Origin of the sequence: Agrococcus sp. SCSIO52902, assembly GCF_022983135.1 — a bacterium.
Taxonomy (GTDB): domain Bacteria; phylum Actinomycetota; class Actinomycetes; order Actinomycetales; family Microbacteriaceae; genus Agrococcus; species Agrococcus sediminis.
This window is the reverse complement of record NZ_CP095269.1, coordinates 1,919,859-1,933,608: the sequence shown is the minus strand read 5'-3', so window position 1 is coordinate 1,933,608 and position 13,750 is coordinate 1,919,859. Positions and strand designations below refer to the sequence as shown.

The following is a 13,750-nucleotide window of genomic DNA, read 5'->3' as shown; positions in this document are numbered from 1 at the left end:
GTCAGGATGCCCCGATGGTCACCCGTGCGAAACTTCACCGGAAGTTTCGGCGCTCGACGCTCAGTCGACGTAGGACTTGCCGAGCTTCCAGTAGCCGGTGAACGTGATGCGCCGCTTGTCGACGCCGCGCTCGCGCACGAGGTGCCGTCGGGCGCCGGTGGCGAGCGACTGCTCGCCCGCGTTGTACGCGTAGCCGAGCTGCTCGGGCATGCGCAGGCCGCGCAGCTCCTCGAGCGCCGCCTGGCCCTCGCGCACGCCGCCGCGCTCGACCCACCGCACGTCGAGGCCCTCGGGCCGCGCGAACTCCTGGATGTCGTCGCGGTGGCCGACCTCGATCACGGCGGTGCCGCGCGCGTCGTCCGCGAGCGAGCCGCAGATGCCGGCGATCGCGGGCAGCACCGACTCGTCGCCGACCATGAGCAGGTCGCCCTCGAGGCCGTCGTCGTTGTAGAGCAGGCCCTCGTCGAGCAGCACGGCGCGCTCGCCGCGCTCGGCCGCGAGCGCCCACGCGGCGCCCGGGCCCGGGTCCTCGTGGCAGACGAAGTCGATGTCGAGCTCGCCGGCGTCGAGCCGGAAGCCGCGCACCGTGTAGTTGCGGATCCACGGCCGCTGCGACTCGCGCATCGCGAGGTACTGCGGGAACCAGGTGGAGGGGCTCTCGGGCACGCGCAGGGCGTCCTGCCCCTCGCGGCGCATGAAGAAGCGGAACCACTGGTCGTAGCCCTGCGGCGTCATCGCGCCGACCTCGTCGCCGCCGAGCGTGATGCGCCGGATGTGCGGGGAGACCTGCTGGGCGCCGAGCACCTCGAGCTCGATGAACCGAGGTGCCACCGCCGCCACGCGCTCCGGTCCCGCCATGCGCCGCCTCCGAGGTGTCTGAGCCTCAGGTGAGGCAAGCCTTACCTGACCAATGTAGCAAGCCGGGCGCGACGCCGCACGCGCGTACGATCGACGCAGCATGCAGCTCTCTCCGGCCCGGCGCGTCCTGGCGCTCTTCACCCTCGCCCTGGGCGGCTTCGGCATCGGCACCTCCGAGTTCGCGACCATGGGCATCCTCCCCCTCGCCGCGGCCGAGCTCGTGCCCGGCTTCGGCGACGACCCGGCGGTCGGCATCGCGCACGCGGGCTGGATGATCACCGCGTACGCGCTCGGCGTCGTCGTGGGCGCGCCGCTCGTGTCGATCTGGGCGGCCCGGATGTCGCAGCGCACGCTCGTGCTGCTGCTCGTCGCAGCCTTCGCGGCGGCGAGCCTCGCGAGCGGGCTCATGCCCACGTTCGAGCTGACGCTCGTCGCGCGCTTCGCCGCCGCCGTGCCCCACGGCGCCTACTTCGGCGTCGCCTCGCTGCTCGCGGCGCGCATCATGGGACCGGGCAGGCAGGGCGCCGGCATCGCGCTCGCCCTGTCGGGCCTGACGATCGCGAACGTCATCGGCGTGCCGCTCGGCACCTGGCTCGGCCAGGCGGCCGGCTGGCGGTGGACGTACGCGGCGATCGCGGTGATCTTCGCCGCGACGCTCGTGATGGCGCTCGTCGCGCTGCCGCGCGTGCCGGGCGACCCGACGCGCTCCGCGCGGCGCGAGCTCGCCGCGTTCCGCAGCCCGCGCCTCTGGCTCATGATCGCGGTCGCATGCGTCGGCTTCGGCGGCTTCTTCGCCGTCTACTCCTATGCCGCCGAGATCGTCACGCGCGTTGCGCTGCTGCCCGAGTCGGCGATCGCGTGGCTCCTGATGACGATCGGCCTCGGCATGACGATCGGCAACGTCGTCGGCGGCTGGGCGAGCGACCGGAGCCTGCGCCGCACCATCCTCATCGCGTTCCCGCTGCTGATCGCGGCGCTCGCGCTCTTCGGCCTGCTCGGCGCGAACCCGGTCGCGATGTACGTGCTCGGCTTCCTCATCGGCGGGGCCGGCTCCGCCCTCACGCCCACGATCCAGGCCCGCATCATCCGCATCGCGGGCGAGGCCGAGCTGCTCGGCGCGGCCACGAACCACGCGGCGTTCAACGTCGGCAACGCGCTCGGCGCGACGCTCGGCGGCGCCGTCATCGCCGCGGGCTACGGCTACCTCGCCCCCGCGTGGCTCGGCGTCGCGCTCGCCGCCCTCGGCTTCGCGCTCGCCCTCTGGAGCATCGCGATCGACCGCCGCGGCCCCGACACCGCCGCGCACCACATCGTCGCGACCGTGCTCGGCCCGACCACGGCCGGCATCGAGGTGGTCGACCGGTGAGCGAGCCGACCGCCTGGGCGACGCTGCTCTGGGACGACCCCATCACGCCGCAGGCGTACGTCGTGCACGTGCTCGTGCGCCGCTTCGGGCTCGACCGCGAGCGGGCGGGCGAGCTCATGGCGCAGGCCGAGCGCGACGGCCGCGCCGAGGTCGCGCGCGGTGCCCGGGAGGAGCAGGAGATGCTCGTCGCCGGCCTGCACGCCGACGGCCTCGTCGCGACGCTCGAGCGGGTGCAGCCGTGAGGGCATGGCGCCGCGACGGCGACGTCGCACGCTGCTCGATGCTCGTCGACGAGGCCGACCTGCTCGCGACCCTCGGGCGCCAGGTGCTGGGCCTGCACCGCGCGGTCGCCGACGGGCGCGCGATCGCCGACGACCCGGTGATGGCCCGCCTCTACCCGGCCGCCTACGCCGACCCGCAGGACGCGGCAGAGTTCCGCCGCCTGGCCTCCGTCGACATCGCAGGCGAGCGCATCCGCTCCATGACCCGCATGGTCGCCGACCTCGAGGCGGCGCTGCCGACCGAGGTCGACGGCGACGAGGTCGAGCTCGAGGTCGACGCGGAGGGGGCGGATGCGTGGCTGCGGTCGCTCGGGGAGGTGCGGCTCGTGCTGCACGTGCGCACCTCGCAGGAGCCGGGCCAGCTGCATCCCGACGTCACCGACGACGACATCGCGCAGTTCCGCGACGTGGCCGACTGGGTGCTCTTCGTGCAGGGCACGCTGCTGGAGGCGCTGGATGGGAGGATCGGGGGATGAGGTTCCTGTCGATCCAGTCGCACGTCGCCTACGGCCACGTCGGCAACTCCGCCGCCGTCTTCCCGCTCCAGCGCATGGGCCACGAGGTGTGGCCCGTGCTCACCGTCAACTTCTCCAACCACACCGGCTACGGCACGTGGGGCGGCCCGCTCATCCCCGCCGACGACGTGCGCGCGGTGGTCGCCGGCATCGAGGAGCGCGGGGTGCTCGGCACCGTCGACGGCGTGCTCTCGGGCTACCTCGGCGGCGAGGAGATCGTCGACGTCGTGCTCGACGCGGTCGCTCGCGTCAAGGCCGCGAACGCGGCCGCCACGTACACGTGCGACCCCGTCATGGGCAACGCCAAGTCGGGCTGCTTCGTCGCGCCGACGATCCCGCCGCTCATCCGCGAGCGGGCGCTCCCCCACGCCGACATCCTCACGCCCAACCAGTTCGAGCTCGGGTTCATGACGGGCACGGATCCGGACACGATCGCGTCGACGCTCGACTCGGTCGACCGCCTGCGCGACCTGGGGCCGCGCACCGTGCTCGTGACGAGCGTGCTGCGGCCCGACCGCGAGGCCGACACCATCGAGATGCTCGCGGTCGACGACGAGGGCGCGTGGCTGCTGCAGACGCCGCACCTGCCGTTCAAGGCAAACGGCTCCGGCGATGTCACGAGCGCCGTCTTCACCGCGCACTACCGCGAGACCGGCTCCGCGGCTACCGCGCTCGAGCGCACCGCCTCGAGCGTCTTCGACCTGCTGCAGACGACCCTCGAGTCGGGCGAGCGCGAGCTGCGCCTCGTGCAGGCGCAGGATGCGTTCGCGCACCCGCGCATGCAGTTCCGGGCCAGGCAGGTGCGCTGAGCGCGCGCGCTCGTCGACACCCGCTCCCCCACTCCCCGCTCGTCGAGTAGGCCCTGACCCGCTCGTCGAGCAGGCCCGAAGGGCCGTATCGAGACGCGACCCACCCGGTCTCGATACGCCGCCTACGGCGGCTACTCGACCAACGGGACCGCGCCCTCCCGCTCGTCGAGTAGGCCCGAAGGGCCGTTTCGAGACGCGACCCACCCGGTCTCGATACGCCGCCTCCGGCGGCTGCTCGACCAACGGGACCGCGCCCACCCGCTCGTCGAGAACCGGTCTCGATACGCCGCCTCCGGCGGCTGCTCGCCAACGGGATCAGCGGCGCTCGCGCTTCTCCCGGACACGCATGTTGACCTGGATCGGCGTGCCCTCGAAGCCGTAGTCCTCGCGCAGGCGTCGCTGGATGAAGCGGCGGTACTGCGGGTCGAGGAACCCGGTCGTGAAGAGGACGAAGGTCGGCGGCCGCGTCGACGCCTGCGTGGCGAAGAGGATGCGCGGCTGCTTGCCGCCGCGCAGCGGGTGCGGGTGCGCCGACACGATGTCGGCGATGAAGGCGTTGAGCTTGCCGGTCGGGATGCGCGTGTCCCACGAGTCGAGCGCGAGCTCGAGCGCGGGCACGAGCTTCTCGAGGTGGCGGCCGGTGCGCGCCGAGATGTTGACGCGCGGCGCCCAGTCGACGTGGCCGAGGTCCTGCTCGATCTCGCGCTCGAGGTAGCGGCGGCGCTCGTCGTCGAGCTGGTCCCACTTGTTGAACGCGAGCACGAGCGCGCGCCCCGACTCGAGCACGAGGTCGACGATGCGCACGTCCTGCTCCGAGATGGGCTCCGTCACGTCGATGAGCACGACCGCGACCTCCGCCTTCTCGAGCGCGGCCTGCGTGCGGAGCGTCGCGTAGAAGTCGGCGCCCTGCTGCAGGTGCACGCGGCGGCGGATGCCGGCGGTGTCGACGAAGCGCCAGACGCGGCCGCCGAGCTCGATCTGCTCGTCGACGGGGTCGCGCGTCGTGCCCGCGATCTCGTTGACGACGACGCGCTCCTCGCCGGCCGCCTTGTTGAGCAGCGACGACTTGCCGACGTTGGGCCGCCCGAGCAGCGCCACGCGGCGCGGACCGCCCAGCTCCTCCTTCGCGACCGCCGAGACCTCGGGCAGCAGCTCCATGGCCGCGTCGAGCAGGTCGGCGACGCCGCGGCCGTGCACGGCCGAGACGGGGTGCGGCTCGCCGAGGCCCAGGCTCCAGAGCGAGGCGGCCTCGAGGTCGCGGCGGGCGTCGTCGGCCTTGTTGGCGACGAGCAGCACGGGCCGGTTCGACTGGCGCAGCATCCGCACGACGTGCTCGTCGGTCGAGGTGGGGCCGACGTTCACGTCGACGACGAACAGCACCGCGTCGGCCAGGTCGACCGCGACCTCCGCCTGCAGCGCGACCGAGCGGTCGATGCCGCGCGCGTCGGGCTCCCAGCCGCCGGTGTCGACGACGGTGAACGGCCGGCCGTTCCACTCCGCCTTGTAGGTGACGCGGTCGCGCGTCACGCCCGGCGTGTCCTCGACGACGGCCTCGCGGCGGCCGAGGATGCGGTTGACGAGCGCCGACTTGCCGACGTTGGGCCGCCCGACGATCGCGAGCACCGGCAGCGCGGGCAGCACGCGCAGCGCATCCGGGCCCGCCTCGGCGAGCTCGAGGAGCGCGGCGTCCTCGGCGTCGAGCTCGTAGTCCGACAGCCCCGCGCGGAGCGCCGAGACGCGCGCCTCGTCGGTCTCGTACGCGTCGGCCTCGCCGGCCTCGTGCTCGATCTCTTCGTTCATCGGTCCCTCTTCAGAATGCGTGCTCATGAGACGCGGTCGCGCACGAGGCGGACGATCGCGTCGACGGTCTCGTCGAACGTCAGGTCGGTGGAGTCGACGACGGTCACGCCGTCGGCTGCGGTCAGGAAGTCGATCACCTTCGAGTCGGAGGCGTCGCGCGCCGCGAGGCGCGCACCCACCTGGAACTCGTCGCCGCCGACGTCGCCGAAGCGGCGGCGGATGCGCACGGCCTCGTCGGCCGTGAGCAGCACCCGCACGTCGGCGTCGGGCGCGACGACCGTGGTGATGTCGCGGCCCTCGGCGACGATGCCGGGCTCCGCGTCGGCGATGATCGCGCGGAAGCGCTCGTTCACGGCGCTGCGGGCGGGGAGCGTGCGCGCGACGCCCGAGACGGCGGCCGAGATGCGCTCGCTGCGGATCGCCTCGGTCACGTCGTGCCCGTCGATGGCGACGCGCTGCCCCGCAGGCTCCACGGTGAGCTCGAGCGTGCCGAGCCGCTCGAGCGCCGCGAGCACGGTGGGCTCGTCGTCGGTGTCGCCGCCGCGCTCGAGCACGAGCCAGGCGAGCGCGCGGTAGGCGGCGCCCGTGTCGAGGAAGCGGAAGCCCAGCTCACGCGCGACGGCGCGCGCGACCGACGACTTGCCGCTGCCGGCGGGGCCGTCGATCGCGACCACGGTCGCTCGGCGCTCGGCGCTCATGCGACCACCTGCCAGCCCAGCTCCTCGAGCGCGTCGTGCAGGCGCTGCACGGCCTCGGGAAGCACGGTGATCTCGGCGACGCCGAACTGGGCGCCCTCCGCGTGGTCGATGCGCACGTCCTCGAGGTTCACCTCGGCGTCGCCGATGTCGGCGAGCAGCCGCGCGAGCTGGCCCGGGCGGTCGTCGACGCGCACCTGCACCCGGGTGAAGCGCGCGTGCGTGCCGTGCTTGCCCGGCAGGCGCGCGACGCCCTCGTTGCCCGCGCGCAGCGCATCCGCCACCGCCTTGCGGCTCCCGGATGCGTCGACGTCGTCGAGCGCGTCGACGAGCGTCGCGAGGTCGGCCTGCAGGGCCCGCAGCTGCTCGACCACCGCCGGCGCGTTCGCGCCGAGGATCTGGATCCAGAGCGCCGGGTCGCTCGCCGCGACGCGCGTGACGTCGCGCACGCCGCCGCCGGCGAGGCGCAGCGCCTCGTCGGGCGCGTCGGCGAGGCGCGCGGCCATGAGCGAGGAGACGAGCTGCGGCACGTGGCTGACGATCGCGACGGCGCGGTCGTGCTCCTCGGGCGTCGACTCGATCGGCACGGCGCCGAGGTCGAGGATGAGGTCGTCGACGAGGCTGCCGCGCTCGTAGGAGATGCCGTCGTGGCCGGCGATCACCCAGGGCCGGCCGACGAAGAGGTCGCCGGAGCCGGCGAGCGCGCCGGAGCGCTCCCTGCCCGCCATGGGGTGCGTGCCGAGGTAGCGGCTGATGTCGGCGCCGAGCGCGCGAAGCTCGGCGAGCGGCACGGCCTTGACCGACGCGACGTCGGCGACCACCGCATCCGGGAACGCCTCGAGCTCGCGGGCGACGACCTGCGCGGTGACGTCGGGCGGCACGGCGACGACGATGAGCTCCGGGGCGTCGCCGGGCTCGGCGGGGCGGCCCGCGCCGTAGTCGGCGGCGAGCCGCATCGCGGTGGGGCTCGCGTCGGCGAGCTGCACCTCGACGCCGCGGGCGGCGAGCCCGAGGCCGATGGAGGTGCCGAGCAGCCCGGTGCCGACGATGCGGACGGGGCCGCGCAGTCGGTGGGTCACGAGGGCTCCTTGCTGGCTGCTGGCTTACGGCGCCGATCGCGAGAGCGTGAGGATGGCACCGCGCTCCATGCTAGTGAGTTCGCGCACCGCGCCCGACCGCAGGGTGCCGAGGTGCAGCGGCCCGAAGCTGCGCCGCACGAGCTCGACGACCGGGTGCCCGACGTCGTCGAGCATGCGCCGGACGATGCGGTTGCGGCCCGAGTGCAGGGTCAGCTCGACCATCGAGTGGCCCTGCGAGGGCCGGCCGACGAGGCGCGCCGCATCGGCGTGGATCTCGCCGTCCTCGAGCTCGAAGCCGTCGAGCAGTCGCCGGATGGTGCGCTGGTCGACCGCGCCGCGCACCTTCGCGACGTAGGTCTTCTCGACGCCGAACGACGGGTGCGCGAGCACGTGCGCGAGCTCGCCGTCGTTGGTCAGCAGCAGCAGGCCCGAGGTGTCGCTGTCGAGGCGGCCCACGTTGTAGACGCGCTCCCCCACCCTGTCGGTGAACTCGCGCAGGTCGCGGCGGCCGCGCTCGTCGCTCATGGTCGAGACGACGCCGGTGGGCTTGTTGAGCATGAGGTAGCGCTTGGTGGTGTCGAGCTGCACCGCGGTGCCGTCGACCGTCACGCGCGCGTCGGGGCGGATGCGCGTGCCGAGCTCGGTCACGACGCGCCCGTCGACCTCGATGCGGCCGGCGACGATCATGTCCTCGACCACGCGGCGGCTGGCGACGCCGGCGGCCGCGAGGACCTTCTGGAGGCGCTCGCCCTCGATGGCGTTCATGCGAGCACGTCCTCTTCCCCGTCGGGCAGCAGCGGCGAGATCGGCGGCAGCTCGTCGAGCGAGTTGAGGCCGAGCTGCGTCAGCAGCAGCTCGCTCGTCTCGTAGTGGATCGCGCCCGTCTCGCTGTCGGCGAAGGCCTCCCGGATGAGGCCGCGGCCGAGCAGCGTGCGCACGACCGAGTCGACGTTGACGGCGCGGATGGCTGCGACCGCGCCGCGCGTGATCGGCTGCTTGTAGGCGATCACCGCGAGCGTCTCGAGCGCGGCCTGCGACAGCCGCGTGGGCGTCTGCGTGAGCACGAAGTCGGTCGCGTCGGCGTCGTACTCAGCGCGCACGTAGACGCGCCAGCCGCCGCCGACCTCGCGCAGCTCGAAGCCGCGCTGGGGCCCCGCGCCCTCGCCGTCGTAGTCGGCGCGCAGCGCCTCGATCGCGGCCTTCACCGCCGGCACCGGCACGCGCAGCGACGTCGCGAGGTGCACGGCGCCCTGCGGCTCGTCGGCGACCATGAGGATCGCCTCGATGCGGCGCTCGAGCGGCAGGTGCGACCGGTCGGCGGCGGCCTCGCCCGCCTCCTCGGCCCTGGCCGGCGCATCCGTCTCATGCATGGTCATAGTCTGCCCCCAGGGCGACGAGGTCCTCGTCGCGGAAGTCGTGGCCCGTCCAGCTGAGCGAGAGCTCGCCGAGCGGCTCGAGCTGCTCGAAGGTGATCGCCGCGTGCCGGTAGAGCTCGAGCACGGCGAGGAAGCGCGCGACGATCACGCCGCGCGTCGCCTCGCCGGCGATGAGCTCGCGGAACGTGGTCGTGCCCGCCTGCCGCAGCCGCGCGACGATGTGCGCCGCCTGCTCGCGGATCGACACGAGCGGCGCGTGCAGGTGCGTCAGGCCCACCGTCGGCAGCTCCTTCGGCGTGAGCGCGAGGAGCGCGAGCGCCGCGAAGTCGTCGGCCGACAGCGTCCAGCGCAGCTCCGGCGTGCGCTGCCGGAAGCGCTCCTCGAGCCGCACCGAGCGCGCGTGGCGGCTCGACTCCGCGGCGAGCCGCTCGGCCATCCACAGCGCCGCCTGCTTGAACGCGCGGTACTGCAGCAGCCGCGCGAACAGCAGGTCGCGCGCCTCGAGCAGCGCGACGTCCTCGCTGTCGACGACGTCGCCGGCGGGCAGCAGCGACGCGATCTTGAGGTCGAGCAGCGTCGCCGCGACGACGATGAACTCGCTCGCCTGCTCGAGCTCCTCGCGGGTGTCGAGGGTGCGCACGTAGGCGATGAACTCGTCGGTGACGCGCGAGAGGGCGATCTCGGTGACGTCCATCGACCGGTTGCCGATGAGCGTCAGCAGGAGGTCGAACGGCCCGTCGAAGTTGTCGAGCGCGAGGCGGAACCCGCGCTCCTCGTCGGCGCCGTCGGGCTCAGGCGATGGAGCCACGGGCGATCAGCTCGCGCGCGAGCTGGCGGTAGATCTCCGCCGCCGCGTGGTCGGGCGCGAACTGCGTGACCGGGATGCCCGCGACGGATGCGTCGGGGAACTTGACCGTGCGGCGCACGACCGTCTCGAGCACGGTGTCGCCGAACGCGCCCACGACGCGCTCCATGACCTCGCGGGCGTGGAGCGTGCGGGCGTCGTACATGGTGACGAGGATGCCGTCGAGCTGCAGCGCCGGGTTGAGGCGGTCCTGCACCTTCTCGATCGTCTCCTTCAGCAGCGCGACGCCGCGGAGGGCGAAGAACTCGCTCTCGAGCGGGATGAGCACGCCGTGCGCGGCGGTGAGCGCGTTCACCGTCAGCAGGCCGAGCGACGGCTGGCAGTCGATGAGGATGAGGTCGTAGTCGTCGGCGACGCGGCGCAGCACGCGCGAGAGGATCTGCTCGCGCGCGACCTCGTTGACGAGGTGCACCTCGGCGGCCGACAGGTCGATGTTGGCCGGGATGACGTCGAGGCCCTCGACGCTCGTCGACTGGATCGCCTCGCGCGGGTCGAGGCGCGGGTTCAGCAGCAGGTCGTAGATCGTCGTCGCGTCGTGGTTGTCGACGCCGAGGCCCGCCGAGAGCGCGCCCTGCGGGTCGAAGTCGATCGCGAGCACGCGGCGGCCGTACTCGGCGACCGCGGCGCCGAGGTTGATCGTCGTGGTCGTCTTGCCCACGCCGCCCTTCTGGTTGCACATGGTGACGATGCGCGCGGGGCCGTGGCTGCGCAGCGGCTCGGGCTGCGGGAAGTCGCGGTGGGGACGCCCGGTGGGCCCGAGCGAAGGTGCCTCCATGCCGGCCAGGGTCTCGTTGCGCGTGCTCACGCCCCCGAGTCTAGGAACGCCGCGCGCCTTCGCCGCGCAGGCGGGCGCGGCGTGTATCTCAACCTCTGGTTGAGCCTCAGCGCGCGCGCGGGTGCGCCGTCGTGTACATGTCGCGCAGCGTGTCGGCGGTCACCTGCGTGTAGATCTGCGTCGTCGCGACGGATGCGTGGCCCAGCAGCTCCTGCACGACGCGCACGTCGGCGCCGCCCTCGAGCAGGTGCGTGGCGAACGAGTGGCGGAAGGTGTGCGGCGAGACGTGCTCGACGCCCGCCTCGTCGGCGGCCCGCTGGATGATCTCCCACGCCGCCTGGCGCGAGAGGCGGCCGCCCCGCGCGCCGAGCAGCAGCGCCGGCGTGCCGCGCCCCGTCGCCGCGAGCGCCGCCCTCCCCCGCACGAGCCACGCATCCGTCGCCCGGCGTGCGTACGAGCCGACGGGCACGAGGCGCTGCTTCGCGCCCTTGCCCGTCACGCGCACGAGCTGCTGCTCGTCGGCCGTGGCCGCCAGGTCGTCGACGTCGAGCCCGACGACCTCCGAGATGCGGGCGCCGGTGGCGTAGAGCAGCTCGAGCAGCGCCCGGTCGCGCAGCCCCGCGGGGTCGTCGCCGCCCGCGGCCTCGAGCAGCCGCTGCATCTGCGCGACCGAGATCGCCTTCGGCAGCCGCTGCGGCAGCTTCGGCGGCCGCTGGTCCTTCGCGACGTCCTCGGCGGCCACCCGCTCGTCGACGAGCCACCGGTGCAGCGCCTTCACGGCCGACAGGTGGCGCGCCACCGACGACGCGGCCAGCCCTCGGTCGGCGAGCTCGGCGCGGAAGGCCGCGACGTCGTCGCCCGAGATCGCCGAGGCATCCGTCACGTCCCGCGCCTCGAGCACGGCGAGGTAGCCGCCCAGGTCGCGCCGGTACGCGGCGACCGTGTGCTGCGAGAGGCCGCGCTCGATCGCGAGCTGCCGCAGCAGCCGGTCGACTGCCTGCGCGGGCGTCACGGCCGACCGGTCACGGCCGGTGGGCCGGATGCCAGTCGAACGGCGCGTCGACGGGGTGCGGCGAGGCGCCGCGGGCGCGCATCGCCTCGAGGGCGAGCACCGCCGAGAGCAGCGTCGCGTTGTGGAGGCGCATCGCGAGCGCCGCGTCGACGACCTCGGCGAGCGGCACCCACCGGCGCTCCATCACGGCCTCCTCGTGCGTGCGCTCGAACGCCTCCGGCAGCTCGCGCACGTCGGTCGCGAGGTAGACCCGGATGATCTCGGTCGAGCCCCCGCCCGTGGTCGAGACGTCGAGCAGGGTCCGCCAGGTGCCCGCGGCGAGGTCGGTCTCCTCGGCGAGCTCGCGCTGCGCCGCTGCGAGCGGATCCTCCCCGTGCACGTCGAGCAGGCCCGCGGGCAGCTCCCACAGCGTGCCGCCGGCCGGGTGCCGGTACTGGTGCACGAGGCACACCTCGTCCCGCTCGTTCATCGCGACGACCGCCACGGCGCCGGGGTGCACGACCACCTCGCGGCGGATGCGCTCGCCACCGAGCTCGAACTCCTGCATCTCGACGTCCCACACCCGGCCCGCGAACAGCTGCTCGCGGGCGAGCACCGGCTGCTGGCCGAGCGCGTCGGCGAGCATCAGGCCGTCTCGTCGTCGGTCTCGTCGAAGAGCTTCGAGGCGCGCTGGCGCTCGAGGGCGGCGGCGACGAGGCCGCGGAAGAGCGGATGCGCGCGGTTCGGCCGGCTGCGCAGCTCGGGGTGCGCCTGCGTGGCGATGTAGAACGGGTGGCCCGGCAGCTCGACGTACTCGACGAGGTGCCCGTCGGGCGAGAGGCCGCTGAAGGCGAGGCCCGCGGCGGCGATCTCGTCGCGGTAGGCGTTGTTCACCTCGTAGCGGTGCCGGTGGCGCTCGTGCGAGACGGTGTCGCCGTAGAGCTCGGCCGCGAGCGAGCCCTCGGCGAGCTTCGCCTCGTACAGGCCCAGGCGCATCGTGCCGCCCAGGTCGCCGCCGTGGATGTGCTGCTCCTGCTCGGCCATCGTCGCGATGACCGGCGCGGGCGTGCCCTCGTCGAACTCGGTCGACGACGCGCCCTCGATGCCGGCCAGGTTGCGGGCGGCCTCGATGACCATGCACTGCAGGCCGAGGCAGATGCCGAGCGTTGGGATCTCGTTCTCGCGCGTGAACCTCAGCGCGCCGAGCTTGCCCTCGATGCCGCGGATGCCGAAGCCGCCGGGCACGATGATGCCGTCGAGCTCGCCGAGCTGGGCCGCCGCGCCGTCGTGGGTCTCGCAGTCGTCCGACCGGATCCAGCGGATGTTGACCTTGGTCTGGTTCGCGAACCCGCCGGCCTTCACCGCCTCGGTCACCGACAGGTACGCATCCGGCAGGTCGATGTACTTGCCGACGAGGCCGATCGTCACCTCGTGCTTCGGGTGGTGCACGCCGTCGAGCACGGGCTGCCAGCGCGACCAGTCGATGTCGCCGGCCTCGAGGCCGAGCTGCCCGATGATGTACGCGTCGAGGCCCTGCTCGGTGAGCATCGTGGGGATGTCGTAGATGGAGGGCTTGTCGATCGCGTTGACGACCGCCTCCTCCTCGACGTCGCACATGAGCGCAATCTTCTTGCGGTTCGCGTCGCTCACGGGCCGGTCGCTGCGCAGCACGAGCGCGTCGGGCTGGATGCCGATCGAGCGCAGCGTCGCGACGGAGTGCTGCGTCGGCTTCGTCTTCTGCTCGCCGGAGGCGCCGAGGAAGGGCACGAGCGAGACGTGCACGAAGAAGACGTTCCGGCGGCCGAGCTCGTGGCGGATCTGCCGCGCCGACTCGATGAACGGCTGCGACTCGATGTCGCCGACCGTGCCGCCGATCTCGGTGATGATGACGTCGGGCTGCGGCTGCTGCTCGGCCTGCAGGCGCATGCGCCGCTTGATCTCGTCGGAGATGTGCGGGATGACCTGCACCGTGTCGCCGAGGTACTCGCCGCGGCGCTCGCGCTCGATGACGCGCGAGTAGATCTGGCCGGTCGTGACGTTGGCGGCCTGCGAGAGGTTGACGTCGAGGAATCGCTCGTAGTGGCCGATGTCGAGGTCGGTCTCGGCGCCGTCGTCGGTGACGAACACCTCGCCGTGCTGGAACGGGTTCATCGTGCCCGGGTCGACGTTGAGGTACGGGTCGAGCTTCTGCATGACCACGTGCAGGCCGCGGGCGGTGAGCAGGTTGCCGAGCGACGCGGCCGTCAGCCCCTTGCCGAGCGACGAGACGACGCCTCCGGTGACGAAGATCTGCTTGGTCACCTTGGCCGGCGCTGCGGTCCCGTTTGCACTGTGGTTCAC

At 73.3% G+C, this 13,750-nt stretch carries 15 protein-coding genes; 4 read left to right on the top strand and 11 right to left on the bottom strand.

Annotated features, from left to right (window positions below; all coding sequences use genetic code 11):
* Window positions 1-60: 60 nt before the first annotated feature.
* Window positions 61-858 carry a siderophore-interacting protein gene (locus tag MU522_RS09535; RefSeq protein ID WP_246990755.1) on the bottom strand — a complete coding sequence of 266 codons (798 nt, stop codon included), beginning with the start codon at window positions 856-858 and terminating at the stop codon, window positions 61-63.
* A gap of 100 nt (window positions 859-958) precedes the next feature.
* Between MU522_RS09535 and MU522_RS09530 the strand changes: the two genes are divergently transcribed.
* From MU522_RS09530 to pdxY, 4 genes are read left to right on the top strand one after another with little or no spacing between them, the layout of a single operon-like run.
* A complete protein-coding gene (locus MU522_RS09530) occupies window positions 959-2,224 on the top strand; it encodes an MFS transporter (protein ID WP_246990754.1) in 1,266 nt (421 codons plus the stop codon).
* Window positions 2,221-2,466: an ATP-dependent Clp protease adaptor ClpS gene (locus tag MU522_RS09525; RefSeq protein WP_128189291.1), complete on the top strand. Its 246-nt coding sequence runs from the start codon at window positions 2,221-2,223 to the stop codon at window positions 2,464-2,466. Before MU522_RS09530 ends, MU522_RS09525 begins: the two co-directional genes overlap by 4 nt.
* Complete coding sequence (locus tag MU522_RS09520) at window positions 2,463-2,981, top strand: DUF2017 family protein (RefSeq protein WP_246990753.1); 519 nt, start codon at window positions 2,463-2,465, stop codon at window positions 2,979-2,981. The genes MU522_RS09525 and MU522_RS09520 overlap by 4 nt, the downstream gene beginning before the upstream one ends.
* Entirely contained in the window at window positions 2,978-3,829 is an 852-nt protein-coding gene (gene pdxY, locus MU522_RS09515) for a pyridoxal kinase PdxY (protein WP_246990752.1), read from the top strand. The genes MU522_RS09520 and pdxY overlap by 4 nt, the downstream gene beginning before the upstream one ends.
* A gap of 315 nt (window positions 3,830-4,144) precedes the next feature.
* On the opposite strand, the gene der is transcribed toward pdxY, so the two are convergent.
* The 10 genes from der to MU522_RS09465 form a co-directional block, all read right to left on the bottom strand.
* On the bottom strand, window positions 4,145-5,629 hold the full coding sequence (gene der, locus MU522_RS09510; protein WP_128189294.1) for a ribosome biogenesis GTPase Der: 1,485 nt from the start codon (window positions 5,627-5,629) through the stop codon (window positions 4,145-4,147).
* 23 nt (window positions 5,630-5,652) lie between these two features.
* Complete coding sequence (gene cmk / locus MU522_RS09505; RefSeq protein WP_128189295.1) at window positions 5,653-6,327, bottom strand: (d)CMP kinase; 675 nt, start codon at window positions 6,325-6,327, stop codon at window positions 5,653-5,655.
* Window positions 6,324-7,403: a prephenate dehydrogenase gene (locus MU522_RS09500; RefSeq protein ID WP_246990751.1), complete on the bottom strand. Its 1,080-nt coding sequence runs from the start codon at window positions 7,401-7,403 to the stop codon at window positions 6,324-6,326. The genes cmk and MU522_RS09500 overlap by 4 nt, the downstream gene beginning before the upstream one ends.
* 24 nt (window positions 7,404-7,427) lie before the next feature.
* Entirely contained in the window at window positions 7,428-8,168 is a 741-nt protein-coding gene (locus tag MU522_RS09495; RefSeq protein ID WP_246990750.1) for a pseudouridine synthase, read from the bottom strand.
* Window positions 8,165-8,773, bottom strand: coding sequence for an SMC-Scp complex subunit ScpB (scpB, locus tag MU522_RS09490; RefSeq protein WP_192575938.1), 609 nt, complete (start codon window positions 8,771-8,773; stop codon window positions 8,165-8,167). Before scpB ends, MU522_RS09495 begins: the two co-directional genes overlap by 4 nt.
* A complete protein-coding gene (locus MU522_RS09485; protein ID WP_246990749.1) occupies window positions 8,766-9,587 on the bottom strand; it encodes a segregation/condensation protein A in 822 nt (273 codons plus the stop codon). The genes scpB and MU522_RS09485 overlap by 8 nt, the downstream gene beginning before the upstream one ends.
* Window positions 9,571-10,419, bottom strand: coding sequence for a ParA family protein (locus tag MU522_RS09480; protein WP_128189313.1), 849 nt, complete (start codon window positions 10,417-10,419; stop codon window positions 9,571-9,573). Before MU522_RS09480 ends, MU522_RS09485 begins: the two co-directional genes overlap by 17 nt.
* Window positions 10,420-10,525: 106 nt before the next feature.
* Complete coding sequence (xerD, locus tag MU522_RS09475) at window positions 10,526-11,431, bottom strand: site-specific tyrosine recombinase XerD (protein WP_246990748.1); 906 nt, start codon at window positions 11,429-11,431, stop codon at window positions 10,526-10,528.
* Window positions 11,432-11,441: 10 nt separating this feature from the next.
* Window positions 11,442-12,056: an NUDIX hydrolase gene (locus MU522_RS09470; protein WP_128189300.1), complete on the bottom strand. Its 615-nt coding sequence runs from the start codon at window positions 12,054-12,056 to the stop codon at window positions 11,442-11,444.
* Window positions 12,056-13,750 carry a CTP synthase gene (locus tag MU522_RS09465; RefSeq protein WP_281439991.1) on the bottom strand — a complete coding sequence of 565 codons (1,695 nt, stop codon included), beginning with the start codon at window positions 13,748-13,750 and terminating at the stop codon, window positions 12,056-12,058. Before MU522_RS09465 ends, MU522_RS09470 begins: the two co-directional genes overlap by 1 nt.

Bases quoted from the DNA above. Each gene is read 5' to 3' on its own strand.
- MU522_RS09530 (WP_246990754.1), top strand. From the start codon at position 959: ATGCAGCTCTCTCCGGCCCGGCGCGTCCTGGCGCTCTTCACCCTCGCC.
- MU522_RS09495 (WP_246990750.1), bottom strand. From the start codon at position 8,168: ATGAACGCCATCGAGGGCGAGCGCCTCCAGAAGGTCCTCGCGGCCGCC.
- scpB (WP_192575938.1), bottom strand. From the start codon at position 8,773: ATGCATGAGACGGATGCGCCGGCCAGGGCCGAGGAGGCGGGCGAGGCC.
- cmk (WP_128189295.1), bottom strand. From the start codon at position 6,327: ATGAGCGCCGAGCGCCGAGCGACCGTGGTCGCGATCGACGGCCCCGCC.
- MU522_RS09480 (WP_128189313.1), bottom strand. From the start codon at position 10,419: ATGGAGGCACCTTCGCTCGGGCCCACCGGGCGTCCCCACCGCGACTTC.
- MU522_RS09535 (WP_246990755.1), bottom strand. From the start codon at position 858: ATGGCGGGACCGGAGCGCGTGGCGGCGGTGGCACCTCGGTTCATCGAG.
- pdxY (WP_246990752.1), top strand. From the start codon at position 2,978: ATGAGGTTCCTGTCGATCCAGTCGCACGTCGCCTACGGCCACGTCGGC.
- MU522_RS09470 (WP_128189300.1), bottom strand. From the start codon at position 12,056: ATGCTCGCCGACGCGCTCGGCCAGCAGCCGGTGCTCGCCCGCGAGCAG.
- der (WP_128189294.1), bottom strand. From the start codon at position 5,629: ATGAACGAAGAGATCGAGCACGAGGCCGGCGAGGCCGACGCGTACGAG.